The organism is Novosphingobium sp. BL-S-33 (assembly GCF_056857025.1).
This window is the reverse complement of the sequence record NZ_CM166475.1, coordinates 1,746,292-1,761,528: the sequence shown is the minus strand read 5'-3', so window position 1 is coordinate 1,761,528 and position 15,237 is coordinate 1,746,292. Positions and strand designations below refer to the sequence as shown.

Annotated in this window: 14 protein-coding genes; 1 reads left to right on the top strand and 13 read right to left on the bottom strand. The window is 64.9% G+C overall.

The genetic code is table 11. The features are described 5' to 3' along the window. Positions 1-88: 88 nt before the first annotated feature. Positions 89-2,107 carry an SPFH domain-containing protein gene (locus AC1VVM_RS24280; RefSeq protein ID WP_482956785.1) on the top strand — a complete coding sequence of 673 codons (2,019 nt, stop codon included), beginning with the start codon at positions 89-91 and terminating at the stop codon, positions 2,105-2,107. Between the two features lie 53 nt (positions 2,108-2,160). Here the strand turns inward: AC1VVM_RS24280 and AC1VVM_RS24275 are convergent, their stop codons facing one another. The 13 genes from AC1VVM_RS24275 to AC1VVM_RS24215 all read right to left on the bottom strand — a co-directional run bounded on the left by AC1VVM_RS24275 (position 2,161) and on the right by AC1VVM_RS24215 (position 15,237). After that, positions 2,161-3,243 (bottom strand): tyrosine-type recombinase/integrase, encoded by a 1,083-nt coding sequence (locus tag AC1VVM_RS24275; protein ID WP_482956784.1) that lies wholly within the window; start codon positions 3,241-3,243, stop codon positions 2,161-2,163. A gap of 89 nt (positions 3,244-3,332) precedes the next feature. Next, positions 3,333-4,484 carry an MlaA family lipoprotein gene (locus tag AC1VVM_RS24270; protein WP_482956783.1) on the bottom strand — a complete coding sequence of 384 codons (1,152 nt, stop codon included), beginning with the start codon at positions 4,482-4,484 and terminating at the stop codon, positions 3,333-3,335. A gap of 175 nt (positions 4,485-4,659) precedes the next feature. Beyond that, positions 4,660-6,012 (bottom strand): hypothetical protein, encoded by a 1,353-nt coding sequence (locus tag AC1VVM_RS24265; protein ID WP_482956782.1) that lies wholly within the window; start codon positions 6,010-6,012, stop codon positions 4,660-4,662. Positions 6,013-6,119: 107 nt separating this feature from the next. Continuing rightward, positions 6,120-7,127, bottom strand: a complete 1,008-nt coding sequence (locus AC1VVM_RS24260) for a response regulator (protein ID WP_482906238.1) — start codon at positions 7,125-7,127, stop codon at positions 6,120-6,122. A gap of 27 nt (positions 7,128-7,154) precedes the next feature. Beyond that, on the bottom strand, positions 7,155-7,616 hold the full coding sequence (locus tag AC1VVM_RS24255) for a hypothetical protein (protein WP_132391577.1): 462 nt from the start codon (positions 7,614-7,616) through the stop codon (positions 7,155-7,157). A gap of 1 nt (position 7,617) precedes the next feature. Further along, positions 7,618-8,055, bottom strand: coding sequence for a TadE/TadG family type IV pilus assembly protein (locus AC1VVM_RS24250; RefSeq protein WP_482957371.1), 438 nt, complete (start codon positions 8,053-8,055; stop codon positions 7,618-7,620). A 16-nt stretch (positions 8,056-8,071) separates the two neighbouring features. Then, the gene (locus tag AC1VVM_RS24245) at positions 8,072-8,242 is read right to left on the bottom strand and encodes a Flp family type IVb pilin (protein WP_482956781.1); all 171 of its coding nucleotides are present in this window, start codon (positions 8,240-8,242) and stop codon (positions 8,072-8,074) included. 74 nt (positions 8,243-8,316) lie between these two features. Beyond that, positions 8,317-10,191, bottom strand: coding sequence for a pilus assembly protein TadG-related protein (locus AC1VVM_RS24240; RefSeq protein ID WP_482956780.1), 1,875 nt, complete (start codon positions 10,189-10,191; stop codon positions 8,317-8,319). Beyond that, positions 10,184-10,915, bottom strand: a complete 732-nt coding sequence (locus AC1VVM_RS24235) for a tetratricopeptide repeat protein (protein ID WP_482956779.1) — start codon at positions 10,913-10,915, stop codon at positions 10,184-10,186. Before AC1VVM_RS24235 ends, AC1VVM_RS24240 begins: the two co-directional genes overlap by 8 nt. Beyond that, on the bottom strand, positions 10,912-11,805 hold the full coding sequence (locus tag AC1VVM_RS24230; protein ID WP_482956778.1) for a type II secretion system F family protein: 894 nt from the start codon (positions 11,803-11,805) through the stop codon (positions 10,912-10,914). Before AC1VVM_RS24230 ends, AC1VVM_RS24235 begins: the two co-directional genes overlap by 4 nt. Beyond that, positions 11,805-12,707 carry a type II secretion system F family protein gene (locus tag AC1VVM_RS24225; protein WP_482956777.1) on the bottom strand — a complete coding sequence of 301 codons (903 nt, stop codon included), beginning with the start codon at positions 12,705-12,707 and terminating at the stop codon, positions 11,805-11,807. The genes AC1VVM_RS24230 and AC1VVM_RS24225 overlap by 1 nt, the downstream gene beginning before the upstream one ends. Next, complete coding sequence (locus AC1VVM_RS24220) at positions 12,701-14,074, bottom strand: TadA family conjugal transfer-associated ATPase (protein ID WP_482956776.1); 1,374 nt, start codon at positions 14,072-14,074, stop codon at positions 12,701-12,703. Before AC1VVM_RS24220 ends, AC1VVM_RS24225 begins: the two co-directional genes overlap by 7 nt. Continuing rightward, the gene (locus AC1VVM_RS24215) at positions 14,071-15,237 is read right to left on the bottom strand and encodes a CpaE/TadZ family protein (RefSeq protein WP_482906229.1); all 1,167 of its coding nucleotides are present in this window, start codon (positions 15,235-15,237) and stop codon (positions 14,071-14,073) included. The genes AC1VVM_RS24220 and AC1VVM_RS24215 overlap by 4 nt, the downstream gene beginning before the upstream one ends.

The following is a 15,237-nucleotide window of genomic DNA, read 5'->3' as shown; positions in this document are numbered from 1 at the left end:
CACTGGCGAGCCGCTTGGAACAGGCGTAAATATCGCTCCGAGCGCAATTGGTGCGCTCGTTTCTTAGGTCCCAAGGACACCTCCCCAGATGACAAACATGTTTGTGCTCGGCGCTTCGGCGGTCGTGGCTCTCGTCGTCGTCTTTCTATTTACGCTGTCGCGCTGCGTTCGGTACGTTGGCAACAACCGTGTGGCCATCGTCGAGAAGCTATGGAGCCGCAACGGCTCGATCTCCGGCGGCCTGATCGCGCTGAACCGCGAGGCGGGTTACCAGCCCGACGTACTGCGCGGCGGCTATCACTTCTTCGTGCCGTTCCAGTATCGCGTCCACAGCCAGCCGCTGGTGACGATCCCGCAGGGCCAGATCGGCTACGTCTTCGCGCGTGACGGCGCTCCGCTGGGCCCCACCCAGACGCTGGCCAGCAATGCCTCCACGGCCGATTTCTTGGACGTGCGAGCCTTCCTGTCGAACGGCGGCCAGAAGGGCCCGCAGCGCACGATCCTGCGCGAGGGTACTTATGCCATCAACCTCTCGCAGTTCGTGATCATCACGCGCGACCAGATCTACGGACTGATCCTCGAGCGCAACGATGCCGACCTCTTTGCGCAGATGCAGGGCGAGATCGCCCGGCGCGACGGCTTCGACGCCGTGGTCATCAGGGACTCGTCCGACCAGATCGGCATCGTCACCGTGCATGACGGTCCGGCGCTCACTGCCGACCAGATCATCGCGCCCGAAGTCGGCACCGATCAGGCCAACCATATCACCTTCCACAACAGCTTCCAGGACCCCGAGAAGTTCATCGCCGCCGGCGGGCGCCGCGGCCGTCAGCTTCAGGTTCTGGTTGAGGGCAGCTACTTCATCAACCGCCTCTTCGCGACCGTGGAGATGGTCTCCAAGACCGTGATCGAGGTCGGCCATGTCGGCGTGGTGATCAGCTATACCGGCGCCAGCGGGAAAGACACCTCGGGCGAGGATTACCGCCACGGAGAGCTGGTGGCGCGCGGCACGCGCGGCGTTTGGAGCGAACCGCTGCTGCCCGGCAAATATGCGTTCAACACTTACGCTGGCAAGATCGTGATCGTGCCGACCACCAACTTCATCCTGAAGTGGGACCAGGACACGACCGGCCAGCACAAGCTGGACGAGAACCTGTCCGAAGTCTCGCTGATCACCAAGGATGCGTTCGAACCGACGCTGCCGCTCTCGGTGGTCGTGCATATCGACTATCGCAAGGCGCCGCTGGTGATCCAGCGCTTCGGTGACATCAAGAAGCTGGTCGAACAGACGCTCGATCCGATGGTCTCGGCCTATTTCAAGAACGTCGCGCAGCGCAAGACGCTGATCGAGCTACTTCAGGAACGCTCCGACATTCAGGAGCAGGCGGGCGATGAAATGCGCGCCAAGTTCGGCGGCTACAACCTCGAATTGCAGGAAGTGCTGATCGGCACCCCGCGCGCGGCGGCAGGCAACGACCAGATCGAAAAGGTGCTCCAGCAACTTCGCGAACGACAGGTCGCCGAGGAACGCGTCACCACTTACGAAAAGCAGCGCATCGCCGCCGAGAGCGAGAAGGCCTTGCGCGAAGCCGAAGCGCGCGCGCATCAGCAGACCTCGATCACCGAGTCCGAACTGTCGATCACGGTGCAGGAGAACCAGGGCAAGGCCGCGCTCAAGCGCGCCACGCAGGATGCCGAGCAGACCCGCACGCTGGCCAAGGCGGAGGCTGACCGCATCCGCCTGCTGGGTGAGGGCGAGGCAGCCAAGGTCGTGGCGCTCGCCGGTGCCGATGCCGAGAGGATCACGCGCACCGGTCTGGCCACGGCCGAAACGATCGAGAAGCAGGCCGCTGCTTCGGGCGGCGCGCAGTTCCAGCTGACCCGTCAGGTCATCGAACGGCTCGCCGATGCGCTGGAGAAGTCGGGCGTGGACATCGTGCCGCGGGTGCAGATCAACACCGGCGGCTCCTCGGGCGCGGAAGGCGGCGGCGCGCTGCAGGCGCTCATCGGCATGCTGCTCTCTGAAAAAGGCATGGGCATGATCGGCAGCCCGTTGGCGTCAGCGGCCAATGACGAAAAGGACCAGCCGGCGATCGCGGCGGAATAAGCGATAACCGTGCATGATAGGGGGCGGCCATGGGATGGCTGCCCCCTTTTCGGTCAGGTCGCTGGCGGCCAGCGCAGCGTGCCCCGGCCGAGCACGGAGATGGCCGCGTCGAGATCGCGGCCTTGAAGAGTCACGAACCCCTGCTCCGCCGCGCGTCTGGCAGCGCGTTTGACGATCAGCCGGATCGCCGCTTGCGTCATCGCGTTTTCGCCGATCGCATAGTCGCTTGTCGCAGGACGGGTGCGGCGTCCGCCAAGATTGCCCTCGCCCTGACGGTGGTTCCAGCCCAGCTTTGCCAATGGCACCGCTTCCCGCCCCTCGCGCGCCTTGGTGCGTACTACCGATACGCGGCGCAATAGCGGCCCCCGGTCGAGCCCGGCCACTTCGCGCCAGAGATCGATGCGGCGCACGGTTTCCGGCGTGAGGCGGACCCGGCGTCCCTTCCCTGCCCCGTCATTTCGGGCGGGCAGGATTTCGAGATCGACGAAGCCGTCATCGTGAAGCACCAGATGCGCGACGGTGACGCCAACGAGTTCGGAAACACGCAATCCCGCATCGTGGCCAAGCGACAACATCGCCGCATCGCGAAGGCCCGCAGGCGTGGTGGGACAGGCAGCGAGCAGCGCCTCCAACGTAAAGGCGTCGATTGCCCGCCCTGCATCGCGCCCGCGCGGTTCGCCACGGCGGCGCATCGCGCGACAGGCATCTCGTACACCGCCTTTCCGCGCAGGCCCGGGAAGTCCCAGCAGGTCGTGAACCGCCGTCAGCGAGGCGAGCCGCCGCTGCACGGTCGCGGGGCTGAGGCCGCGCCTGTCGCAATCGTTGACATAGGCCGCCACCCGCTCTTCCCGAGCCGGGAGGCCAGTCCCGCCATGGCGCGCATCGAAGGCAGCATAGTCGTCGAGATCACTGGCCAGGGCTTTCACGCCCGCCGGAGCCCGCGCCTCCAGCGCCCTGCGCAACGCGGGCTCGTCGAAGTCCGGCTTTGCCGAAACCAGCGAGCGCACAAGCCTCGTAAGTTGCTCGGTCCTGTCGATGGCCCCGCCGCTGCGGCGCTGCGGCAGCACCGCCTCACCCGGCAGGAACACTGTGACGACTTCGGCCGCGGCAAGTTCGAGTGATGATCTTCGCGTCATGGCCGGCAATTTCGTTGTGGCTTTGGGGATCGGCGGATCAGATTAACCGATCGCCCGCATTCAACCAACCCTTGCCGCCTGATGCCGGTTCAGCGCGGATCGCTGCCCTTGTCGTCCTTCTGCACCGGTTCCTGTGTCACTGGAGCGGACACCGGCGCCTGCTTCTCGGCCGGATCCGGCACGGCATTCTGCTCGCCCTTCTTGCCACCGGCAGTACGCATACCGGGACCGTAGACCGGCACAACAGGCTCCGTGACGCGCCCATGGAGAGCGTCGATCTCGGCCTTGCGCTGCCTCAGGTAAAGTTCGCGATAGGTCGCATAGGGGTTGTCCGACTTGCGGATCTTGCGGATCTCTTCATCGAATGCCGCCCGCTCGCCCAGTTCGCTGACGACCGTCATGGGCGCGGCCACTTCCGGTTTGGAGAACGGCTTGCCCAATACCGCCGGGCCCCAAAGATTGTCGACGGAATCGCCGATCACGTCGCGAACCGTCGTCGGGCCGATGAGCGGCAGATACATGTACGGGCCGGGCCCGACACCGTAATAGCCCAGCACATCGGCAAGGCCATTGGGGCGATACGGCAGGTTGAAGGGCTTACGCTTGGCGATGTCGACGATTCCGCCTATGCCCAGCGTCGTATTGATGGCGAAACGTCCGGCCGTTTCCATCGCCTTGCCGGGCTTTAGCTCAAGGAGATAGGCGGCGAAGATCACTGGCTCGTCGAGGTTGGTGAAGAAGTTGCGCAGGCCCTGCCGTACCGGGCGGGGCAGCCCCTTGTTGTACACCGTGGCAACCGGCTCCAGCACGGCTTTGTCGACAGCCTGCACAGCCTTGAACGACTGCTCGTTGACGCGCTCCATCGGATCGCCCGGCGGCGGCCGTTTGCGATGCGTAACGAGGATTTCCGAACCCTGCGTGTGCGGGCCAGACGCGGCATCGGGCGCGGCAGCAGGGGCGGAAACGTCGGGCGCGGCCGCCGATACTGGTGCAGCCGCATCCACCGGCGGTTCGGTTGCCGTTGCTGTTGCTGTTGTGGCGGCTTGATTGGAAGCAAGCGAGACTGGCGGAGCCACAGTCGCATCCGTGGCCTGCGGCACCGGAGTTACCTGCGCCAATACGGTTGCCTGCGGCGGCATAGCTATCTGCGGCGCGGCGACGGGATCGATGGCCGCGACGGTTCCAGCTTCGGGAGCCGTGGAACCTAGCATCAATGCGACAGCTGCGGCCGTCAGACTCATTCGATCGTCCTCGTCGGGCGGCCCGCGTCGTTCGCGCGCCTGTCATCTGCCATCTTCGGCAGACGCGGCTCTTTTGTGGGGGGAAGAATCCGCATTTGCGCGGCTAAGCGGGACGGACGCATTCGTCAATTGCGCCTTTCGACGAATGAGTTGCACTTACGACGAGCAGCGCAAACTATTTCCCGGCCGTTTGCCCCTGCGGCGCGGGATGGGTCTGAGTCCGCTGGGCAGCCTGTTGCCTTGCCCTTTGCGCAAACTGCTGCTGTTGCACCTCCTGATCGGCCAGCGAGGGGACATTCAGCGCCTCACGCAAGCTATCCGAGGCGAAAGTGCGGTCATAGGGGTCCTGCGTCATTGGCCCGTCTGCTACCGACTGGAATTGCGTACCCAGCACTTGGGGGAGCCCGCTTCTCTCCAGATAGCGGTCCAGCGTTGCCGAGACGATCCACACCGCACCCGGCCTTCCGCGCGCCACCGCAGTCGTGGCCAACAGATGCGCCTTCAGAAAATCGTCGGGAGCATCGCCATGCTGGAAGACGAAAGCCGCGCCCTCGAAATCCTCGCCGGAGTTGAGCGCACCGGCGTCGAGAAGCTCCTGCGTCCGCGACCGGCGCCGCTCATCTGCTTTGCTCAAGACAGTCCAGTCAATGGACGCAGCCTTGCGTTCCGACTGGTCCGCCTCAAAGATCGCCGTCATCTCCGGATTGCTTGCTCTTGCGATATCGCCCGAAGCGCTGCGCCCCGCACTCGCCCACCGGGACCCAGTGCTCGGCGCATCCGCGTGACCGATTTTCGCCAGATAGCGGTCCAGCGATTCCAAAGCGATTGTCAGAGCACTCGGCCTCCCGCGCGCCACCGCGACTATCGCCAGCAGATGTGCCTTCAGGTAATCGCCCGGCGCCTCGCCATGCTGGAAGACTGCGGCCGCGTGCTCGAAATCCTCGCCCGAGTCGAGCGCGCCGGCATCGAGAAGCTGCTGCGTCCGCGCCCTGCGACCATCCACCGCACGTACAGCGGTCCCGTCGGATGCGTGCTTGCGGTCCGACAGGTCCGCCTTGAAGATGCGCGTCATCTCCGGATTGGTCGTCCGTGTAACATCGATCGGATAGGTCCGCGCCGAGTCCCACGGCCCCATCGGGCCGCCGGTCGAACGAGACAGGCGCAGCGTCATTCCGCCGTCCAGCACCACTTTTGCATGTGCCGGATCGATCAGCCGAAATCGCACCCGATCCGGTCTTGAATGCGGATGCGGATCGTCGAACTGCAATGCGACGTCCCCGTTGGCCTGGGCCTCCCCCGACCCATCGCTCGTAATTGCGGGCCCGGTGATCTTCGAGAAGCTGAAGCCCTCCGTCCGGTAATGGTCCGGCCTCTGCCAGGTACCCTTCCAGCCCTCGGGGGTAGGGTGCAGTTCGAAGCGCAGCATCGCCACGCCGCCTGCACGCAGCTCCCACTGGCCGGAAAGATCGTCGGCCAGAGCCGGGCCGGCCACGAGCAAAGCCAGAATGGCAACGATGCGCGCAAGCATGGGACCTCCGCAGCCCGAATCCGGCCGCACCATCAACGGCGCGGACGACGATACCTAGGGCAGACCGTCATGGCGGAAAAGAGAGATCCCCGCCAAACCGGATTAACTTATTGATTTGCGATCGCCTTCCGAGCCCGCAACTGTTCGGAAAGATAGCCGATCATCGGCTGTTCCAGCTTCGGATTGATGGCCAGAAAGTGCCGTCGCCGGTCATGTTCGTCGGGAAGGCGGAACAGCACGCCTTCAGCGACCAGGCGACGCACGAGGCGCAGGGCCGTGCTCATCGGCGCGCCGGATGCGATGCAGGCGCTGGAGACGGCCACGAGGCGGCCCTCGATCTTGGCGAGCAGCAGATCAAGCAGCATTTCCCAAGCCGGATCGCCGAACAGCTCGCCGCCGCCGATCTCGCGCCGCTTGCTCTCCTTGCGCAGGATTTCGCGGATATAGGCGGCAAGTTCGCCGGGCTCGTGGTCCCGCTCCAGCCGGTCGGCAGTTTCCGCCTGCGCGGGGCCGATAGGGCCTTCGCTGCCGCTGCCCCGCGCCGTGGGCTCGTCGAGCAATTGCGCCAGACTGCGCAGTTCGAGGCTCAGGTTGCTGATCTTGCCGAGCAGGTCCCCGCGCGCGGCAGGCGTATCGCGCAGCCCTTTGGTACGCTGCAACGCCCGGCGCAAATCGGCCTGCTGAACCGGCTTTTCCAGAAAATCGACCGCCGAGGCCCGCATGGCGTCGATCGCGACATCCTTGCTGGCATAGCCGGTCACCATGATGAACTGAAGGCGCTGCCCGCGGAGCTCCGCGCTCTGCGAAAGGTCGTAGATCAGCGATATCCCGTCCTGACCGGGCATGTTGAAATCGACGATCGCGATGGAAACGTCGTGGTTGGCGTAGAGCCTTTCCGCCTCATGCGCGCTGTTTGCAACAAGCGGGGCATAGCCCATCGTCCGCAGGCTGAAGGCGCACTCCTCGCACCAATCCACATCGTCATCGACGATCAGAACGGTTTCTACCGGAGTATTGTCCACGATCTCTTCTTGGGCAGGCAGTGCAGTGGGCGTACCGGAAGGATTGAGGATCGCCCCTAGTCTAGTCCGCCAGTTCGGTACCATTTCGTTCATGTTCGGCGAAGACCTCCGAAGCTTGACCTAAGCAAGAATCATCAGTTGTCCAAATCCAACGCAAAGTATCGCGGCGGCGGCGATAGCACCTGTATCGGGACGACGAGCGAATCTGTCCGATCTATAAATTGCTCCGAGACCGAATAGAACAGTCCCGGTTAACACTATCATAGCCAATGCTCCTGCCGCGCCGAGCCAGATGGCGCCCGATGACAGAAGTTTAATCTGGCCTCCGGTCAATATGATTCGGCCCGTCCCGGAACGGAGCGCCGCGATTACTGCCGATATCAGGATAAGGCAAATCGTTCCCGACGCAGCGGCCAAGATTGCACCTTCTATCCCATTGCGAAAGAAGGCAAAAGCGATACCCCCAAACGCAATGGCCGCATAAAGAATGCCGGGCGGCCTGCGCCCCTCCCATGGAAGCACGACGACCGGCAGCACCAGCAGAATCAGGGCCGCCAGACGCAGGTATTCATAGCCGCCCATTTCAATAGCCTCCGTTGGTGACCGAAGCGCTCGCCGTCAGGTTCGGCGAAGGCAGCGGCACCATGTTGCCGTAGCGCATGATCGGGCTCTTGCTCATGTCGTAGCTCACCTGAACCTTGAAGACGCCGGTACCGTCGGCACCGGCGGAGATCACGGGATCGCTTCCTCCGCCCAGGATCGCGCTGTAGTTTTTCATCACGGCTGCCGCGCGCGCCTGAGCAAGGCTCGTGCGCTCACCGGTCGAAAGACCGGCAACGGCAGCCCGCGCGCCTTCCGACGCGGCCTGGCTGACACCGATCATGGCGCTGAAATAGATCGAGTAAATGATGATCCCGAAGGCCAGGAGCAGCAGCGCCGGAGCAATGAATACAAACTCCAGCGCCGCCATCCCGCTCGTGCATCTCAGCAGTCGTCCAAGAGTTCCGGCTGACATGCGCATCACGCGGGTCTCCTGATCAGGAAGGGAACAGGGCTGTGAAAGCCGCGCTGAGGCTGGATTTAAAAGACGTGCCTACTCCTGTGATGGCAGCAACGACAATTGCGCCCAGAACGGCATACTCGACAGCAGTGAGCCCTTGTTCGTCGGTCTTGAGACGGATCAGGAACTTGAGAACAGCATCCTTCATTGGATTACTCCCCTTGTCCTCCTTGAAAATTCCGGCGCCGCATGGAGGCAAGCGCGGCGCCGGCTCGGTGAAAATCAGACGAGCACAGGAACTCCACAGCGTGCGCCAGTGGTCCAGACCGTGGCCGTGCCGAGCTGAACGCCCAGTACCGCCAGCACATTGGTAAGCAGCGGATCGACCGTGTTTCCGATCAGTTGGGTTACAGGCTTCACGACAGTCGGCAGGACCGAGCCGGTGATATTCGACAGGCCCAGGAGTTGAAGAAGAGACCCCAGTGGACCGATCTGAATGTCGAGTCCGTCCGACCCGAGCAGGCTGGTGGTGAGGTCGCTCACGGTCTGGCCGATCTGCACTTTATTGCCGATCGTCCGCGGGCTCGCAGGCTGCGTGGGACTGCCGACTCCCGGCCCGAATGTCAGCGTTGCATCCGATGCCCCGGAGCCGGTGACCGGCTGCGCGATGGCCCGGCCCTTCACACTGATGGGAATGGGACTACCAAGCAGGGAAATGCTTACGATATTCGTCTGTTGAATATCCGCCGCGCGCATTACGGGCATCGATTTCGCCATCGGATCATAAGCCGAGACATCGCCGATATAGGCATTGACCAGCCCCGACCTTGCATGGACGGTAACGGTCGTGTCGCGCGCCTGCTCGGCCGTGTTGGCACAGTTTATCCCGGTCACTTCCGCCTGCGCCGCCGCCACGTCGAGGATGACCGGAAGGTGGACCTGAATCGAGGCCAAGCCGGCGAGGACCGGGGGAACGCCAAGGTTGATCTGGATCCCGATCCGCAAGGCAGACGTGCCGACCTGCGTTTCGCCCGCAGGTCCGAAGGCGAACCGGGGTCGGTCGGCCGAACCGCTCGACACCATCCCGATCTTCACCGTGCTGTCAGGCAGCAACTGGTTTATCGCCGTGGAAAGATCGATGGCAGTCGGTCCCGATTGGACCGCATAAGTGATGAGCTGGTAGGCGTTCATGCCCGCCCGCAGTGTCGGCGGTTCGTCGGCGCCGCCCACGGGCATGTTCTTCCACACGCCAAGGCCGAACAGGCCGCTGAAAGGCACGCTGTAGTTATTGCTGACTTGCCCCGCGAAAGCGTTCAGGGCGGCTTTCGTCTCCGGTGTCGAGGCGGCGTCGGCCGCCGCTGAGGCAATGTCCTTCAGCCCGTGAGACTTGCTCACCAGTTCGCCGTATGTGCCGGTGAAGCCCTCCTTGCTGGCGAGGCTGTCGAAGAACAGGCCCGCACTGACATTGCCTTGCATCAGGCTCTGAATGTCCGTCTTGCCCAGCGATATCGGAATGCCCAGCAAGGAGCCTAGCACGCCGTTGAGCGTCGAGATAAGCGGCGTGGTGATGGGAGTCAGCAGCGGTGAAACCACATCGGTCAGCACGTCCGATGTGACGCCAATGCCGGCTTCGTCGATCCGCGCGGCGGTGGCCGTGGCGGCAAGGTCGGGGATCGGGCTGGCAGAGCCGAGCACGCCGGTCAGGAAGCGCCGGCTTGCCTTGCCCGTGACGATCCGCACAGCGGTGGCCTGGCCGTTGCCGGGGCAGCGATTGAAGCTGGGATCGAAGCGATCGTCGCTGCCGAGCGCCGCGTCCGCGCAGTACCGGCCGACCGTTACCGACTTGAGGACGGAGGCATCGTATCCGTTGCGCGTCAGGTAATCGCGGGCACGCGCCTCGCCCTGGAGAGGGTTCATGGCCGCCGCAAGCGCGGCCGCTTCGGTCGCGGTGCGAAGGTCGCGGTTACCGAGGTAATAGAGCCCGGTATCGAGCGCGAGCCCGGCCGCCCCCAGCAGCATCACGCCCATCGCCGCGACGGCCGGGCCGATCATGCCGGACTGGTCCTTCGCGAGCGCACGCACAAAGCGACGGCAAGCCTTTCCGGTGGCCTCGGGCCCTGACCGTTCGCGCGCCCGGCGGAGACGAAGACTAGCCATGATCGCTCCCCGTTTCGGTTGCGGAACCTGCCGAAGCGGGAACCGCCAGCCGCGCCGCCTCGCTGGCGATCTGGCTGCGGATCTCTCCCCGCGACCGCACGTCGCGCACGGCGGAAAGCAGGGTTTCCGCCTCCGCTCCGCGCCCCGCCACCGTCAGCGCAAGGGCAAGGTTGTTGCGGATCACCGTTTCGTTCGGCGCCAGATCGTGGGCAGCCTTCAGCGCTTCCACGGCCCGCTGCGGTTGGCCGGACCGCAGCCGCGCATAGCCCAGTGCATTGCCGACAAACGGGTTGGCGGGGCTGGCATCGAGCGCGGCACCGTAGTCGCGCGACGCCTGCGCCCAATCGCCCAGCGCAGCAGAAACGTGGCCGCGAATTTCCAGCACCTGTCCGTCGCGGTCGTTCGGCGGAATGCGCTTCAGCGCAGTACGCGCCTCTTCGGTCTGGCCAAGATCGAGCAGGCAATTGATCCGCAGCACCAGCGCCTCGCGGTCTCGGGGATACTGGCGGTCGAAATCGTCGAGATAGGCCAGCGCGGCGCGCGACCGCCCGTCGACCCGTGCCTGCCGGATCAACGAGAGATAGAGCGTGCGGGTGGAACCCTGGTCGCCCGGATCGGCCAACGCTTCGGCCGGGTTGCCGTGCTCCGCGGCGGATGCGGGATGGGCGATACTCGCAAGAAGGATCGGCGCCAGAACCCTGGCTGCAAGTCTACTGCGCATCATGGGACCGAACTCCGCAAGGTATCGAGGATCGCCGCAACCGGTGGCCCTGCCAGCACGATGAAAAGCGCGGGCATGAAGAACACCAGCATCAGAATGACCATCCGCACGGTCACGGCGCCAATCGCCTCGCGCGCGCGGGCGACGCGCCGCTGCGAAAATTCGCGCACGAATTCGCGGAGCGAAGGCACCAGTTCCATGCCGTGGAACAGCGACTGGCGGAACACCGTGGCCAGTTCGCGCGCGCCGTTCACCGCCACGCGCGTGGCCCAGCGGTCGAACGCGACCTGATAGTCCTGCCCGCGATCGAGATCGTCGACCAGCATGCCCACAAGGCGGGCATGGTTGGGGACCGCCACCTGCTCATCGCGCGCGATCGCCCGGAAGCACTGGTCGAGCGAGACGCCGCTCTCCAGCATCATCAGCATGAGATCGAGCAGGAAGGGAAATTCGGCGGTAAGGATCCGCTCACGGGCGTTGGCCCGCATTTGCAGGACATATTTGGCGCCGATATAGGTCGCGCCGGCGGCGGCGAACGTCGGGAAGATGGGTGTGAACGGGTTGCCGGTGGCGGCCATGCAGGCCGCCATGCTGACCAGCGCGGCGGCAAGGGCAGCAGCCACGCGCAGCCATGCGAAAACCTCGATCGCGGACGGATCGAAATAGCCCGCCTTGCGCAGACGCTTCTCGACTTCGTCGCGGTCCCGCCCACGGATGTTGAACAGGCGCGGCAGGCGAAACGGCAGCCGGCCGGCCGGTGTCTGGCGCAGTCCATTGCCGTGCACCCGCTCCCGCAGCCGCGCGTCGATCCGCAGCAGCCGGTAGCCGACGCAAGCGACCACCACGCCGCCAAGCGACAGCGAAAATAGGATGAGCGGGAGCAGCGCGGCCATCAGAACGCAAGCCTCATCATCCGGCTCACCACGACGATCCCGATCAGTTCCAAACCGATCGCCATCACCGACAGCTTCTGTCCGCGCGCATCGTGAATGAAGAAGTCGATATAGGCAGGGTTCGTCGCCACAAGCAGGATCATGGCAAGCAGGGGCATCGCGATCAGCACCCGCGAGCTGATCCGCGCCTCGGAAGTCGCGGCGGCCAGTTCGCGGCGGATCCGCACGCGTTCACGCAGGATGGCGGCAAGATTGGTCAATGTCGCGCCGAGCGAGCCGCCGAACCGCAGATTGGTGCGGATCGCAGCGGCCAGCATGGAAACTTCCGGAATGCGCAGGCGATCAGCAAGCTGCTGCATGGTTTCACCGACCGGCGCGCCCATTTCCAGCCGCCGCGCGGTGCCGGCGAAGTAGCTGCGCACGATCTCAGGCGCATCGGCCAAGGCCCGTTCGAGCGCTTGCGAAAGCGAATTGCCGATGGCCTGAAGCTGGCGCACGCCGTCAAGGTAGAGCGGCAAAGCCTCGGTCAGCGCCTCGGTGCGCTTGCGGGCGCGGGCCTGAAGCCAGGACCAGGCGCAGAACGGAATCCCCGCGAGCAGCGCCAGCGCCGCTACCGGCCCGGCAAGAAACAGCACGACGCCGACTATCGCCAATCCCGCCAGAGCCAGATTGCGTAGACCTTGAAAAGTCATTTCGACTTGCGCCTGCGCCAGCAGCGGCGCGACGCGTTCGGGAACGGAAATCGGCACGATCGTCCGGACCGTGCCAAGGTGCGGCCCCGCCATCTGTCCCAGCCGGCGATCGATGGCGGCGAGCCCGCGCGCCCGCTCGACCAGGAGGTAAAAGGCGATGATTCCCAGAACCACCAGCGCCAGCGCGAGATAGGCGGCGGCCCTCACCATGCGGCGATCCCGGACGCTTCGCCGCCGCGCTTCGATCCTGCCGCAGTGGGCATCACGAAATCGCGCAGGCGTGCGGCATGATAGGGACGCGGAGAGAGCGTCTGGAATGCGCCCTCGCCCGACATTGGCGGCTGCTCGTCGAAGCGGAACAGTTCGTTGAGCGAATAGGCGTCGCCTTCCACCCCTGTCACTTCCGTCACCGACGTCACCCGACGCGCGCCAGTGGCCAGCCGCTGGATGTTGACGATGACGTGGACGCTGTTGGCCACGAAGCGGCGCAGCGCGCGGATGTCGCTTTGCTGACCCGCAAAGCCCAGCAGCATCTCCAGTCGGGCAAGTGCGTCGCGCGGAGAATTGCCGTGAAGCGTTGCCATCGACCCGTCGTGCCCGGTGGACATGGCTTGCAGCATTTCCACGACCTCGGTGCCGCGCACCTCGCCCAGAATGATACGGTCGGGGCGCATACGCAGCGCGTTGCGCAGGAGATCGCGCGCGCTAACTTCGCGGCTGCCGTCCACGCTGGGCGGCCGCGTTTCGAGGCGCACGACATGGTTCTGGCGCAATTGCAGCTCGGCGGCATCCTCGATGGTGACCAGCCGCTCGCGGTCGCCGATGCAGCCCGACAGGACGTTGAGCAGCGTGGACTTGCCCGCACCCGTTCCGCCGCAAATGAGGATATTGAGCCGCGAGCGCACCGCGCTCGAAATATAGGCCGCCATCGGCACACTCATTACGCCGCTGTTGACGCAGTCCTCGACCGTCAGCGCCTGAAGGCGAAACTTGCGGATCGAAACGAGCGGGCCATCGAGCGCGATGGGAGGAATGACGATATTGACGCGCGACCCATCGGCCAGACGCGCATCGACAAACGGCGTCGCCTCATCCACGCGGCGACCGATCGGGCCGACGATCCGCTGGATGATGTTCATGAGATGGCCGTCGTCGCGAAAGCGCGTCTCGACCTGTTCGAGCATCCCCGCCCGTTCGACGTAAATCGTGTGCGGGCCATTGACGATGATGTCGTCGATGGCGGGATCGCGCAGGAGCGGCGCCAGCGGCCCGAGGCCGACTACTTCGTCCTCGACATCCTCGATCAGCACGAGCCGCTCGGCGCTGTTGAGCGCAAGCTGGCCGCGCCGGCTGCGGCTGCTGATGACCTGTTCGATCTCCTGCCGAAGCACCCGCTGGTCGAGCGCCTCGGCCGTCACGCCCTGCGCTTCGAGCTGGTCGATCACTTGCTGGCAAGTGAGCGCCTTGACCGCCTGATAGGAGTCGCTCATCCGCTGGGCCGTTGGCTGGGCCACCGCCGCGCGGCCTTGTCCGCCTGCATGGCGCAGGATTGCGTCGTCGGCAGTAAGCAGGCTCATGCGGACTTCTCCACCAGACGCAGAACCGCGCGGCGCATCCGGTCGATGCCGACCCGCGCGCCCTTTACCGGCGCTGCGATGTTGCAGGCCCGGCGGATCGCCTGCGCATAGCCGCCGCCGTCGCGATCAAGCATCATCGGCTTGCCGGCATTGAGCGCATTGCGCGCGCGAACGCGGTCGGTCTGGATGCCCATCACCGCATCGATCCCCAGCACATCAGCCATCCGGCGCCCGTCCAACAAGATCCGGGGATCGTGGTCCCAGACGATCAACCGCACACGCGTCGCCGTCGCGGTGTCGAGCGACACCTTTTCCAGCAAGCGGCGGCAGGCATCGAGTTCGCGGATCGACTGGCTGCAGACGACTTCCACGGCCGAGGCCTGCGAAGCGAGTTCGCGCAGGAGCCCGGCATGCTTCAGACTGCCCGCGCCAAGCACCACATGCTCGAAATTGGCCCGCAGCAACTGAATGAGCCCGACGATGTCGTTCGGACCGATGCCGGCCGGTTCGGCACCGGTGCCGCCGTCGAACGTCAGCAGCGACAGTCCGCTCGCCTCATGGCGCGCCAGCGCGTCGGACAGCAGGCTCGTATCCATTCGGTCGATGTCGGAAACGGCGGCGGCCAGACCGTAATCGACCTTGAGATCGAGATAGGCCTCAGCCGTGCTCGACGGCAGCGTACAGTCGACCAGCAGGCTGGCGGCGTCGCTCAGGCTGTAGGCCAGCGCCATGTCGGTAGCCAGCATCGCCATGGCTTCCTGATCTGTGCCGAGGACCAGTGTGAGACGCCCGAGCCGGCCCTGCGCCGTCATCGAATTGTTGAGCAGGCGCGTCACCACTTCCGCGATGTGCTTGCTTTCGGAATTGCGTGCGAAGACGTCGGCCGCGCCCGCCCGGATCGCCTGCAGCACCTGATCGGCGTACATGTCGTCCGTCGCCACGACCACGCCGCGCCCGGGCGCGGCGTGCAGGACGTGACCGATCGAGGATGCCAGCGAACGGTCGGCGGGCACCGATGTATGATCGATCACGACGATGCCCGGGCCGGAGAGATCGGCCAGCTCCATCGACTGGATCATCTCGACGTCGACATGTTCGCCCACGGCTTCGGCAAGGCGGCGTTCGAGCGTGCGATCGACGGAGAGAAGATTGATCGTCGGCAT

What these genes read in the sequence shown, in the direction of transcription:
- AC1VVM_RS24280 (WP_482956785.1), top strand. Translation starts at nt 89, where the DNA reads ATGACAAACATGTTTGTGCTCGGCGCTTCGGCGGTCGTGGCTCTCGTC.
- AC1VVM_RS24275 (WP_482956784.1), bottom strand. Translation starts at nt 3,243, where the DNA reads ATGACGCGAAGATCATCACTCGAACTTGCCGCGGCCGAAGTCGTCACA.
- AC1VVM_RS24270 (WP_482956783.1), bottom strand. Translation starts at nt 4,484, where the DNA reads ATGAGTCTGACGGCCGCAGCTGTCGCATTGATGCTAGGTTCCACGGCT.
- AC1VVM_RS24265 (WP_482956782.1), bottom strand. Translation starts at nt 6,012, where the DNA reads ATGCTTGCGCGCATCGTTGCCATTCTGGCTTTGCTCGTGGCCGGCCCG.
- AC1VVM_RS24260 (WP_482906238.1), bottom strand. Translation starts at nt 7,127, where the DNA reads ATGAACGAAATGGTACCGAACTGGCGGACTAGACTAGGGGCGATCCTC.
- AC1VVM_RS24255 (WP_132391577.1), bottom strand. Translation starts at nt 7,616, where the DNA reads ATGGGCGGCTATGAATACCTGCGTCTGGCGGCCCTGATTCTGCTGGTG.
- AC1VVM_RS24250 (WP_482957371.1), bottom strand. Translation starts at nt 8,055, where the DNA reads ATGCGCATGTCAGCCGGAACTCTTGGACGACTGCTGAGATGCACGAGC.
- AC1VVM_RS24245 (WP_482956781.1), bottom strand. Translation starts at nt 8,242, where the DNA reads ATGAAGGATGCTGTTCTCAAGTTCCTGATCCGTCTCAAGACCGACGAA.
- AC1VVM_RS24240 (WP_482956780.1), bottom strand. Translation starts at nt 10,191, where the DNA reads ATGGCTAGTCTTCGTCTCCGCCGGGCGCGCGAACGGTCAGGGCCCGAG.
- AC1VVM_RS24235 (WP_482956779.1), bottom strand. Translation starts at nt 10,915, where the DNA reads ATGATGCGCAGTAGACTTGCAGCCAGGGTTCTGGCGCCGATCCTTCTT.
- AC1VVM_RS24230 (WP_482956778.1), bottom strand. Translation starts at nt 11,805, where the DNA reads ATGGCCGCGCTGCTCCCGCTCATCCTATTTTCGCTGTCGCTTGGCGGC.
- AC1VVM_RS24225 (WP_482956777.1), bottom strand. Translation starts at nt 12,707, where the DNA reads ATGGTGAGGGCCGCCGCCTATCTCGCGCTGGCGCTGGTGGTTCTGGGA.
- AC1VVM_RS24220 (WP_482956776.1), bottom strand. Translation starts at nt 14,074, where the DNA reads ATGAGCCTGCTTACTGCCGACGACGCAATCCTGCGCCATGCAGGCGGA.
- AC1VVM_RS24215 (WP_482906229.1), bottom strand. Translation starts at nt 15,237, where the DNA reads ATGCCGACGATCAATCTTCTCTCCGTCGATCGCACGCTCGAACGCCGC.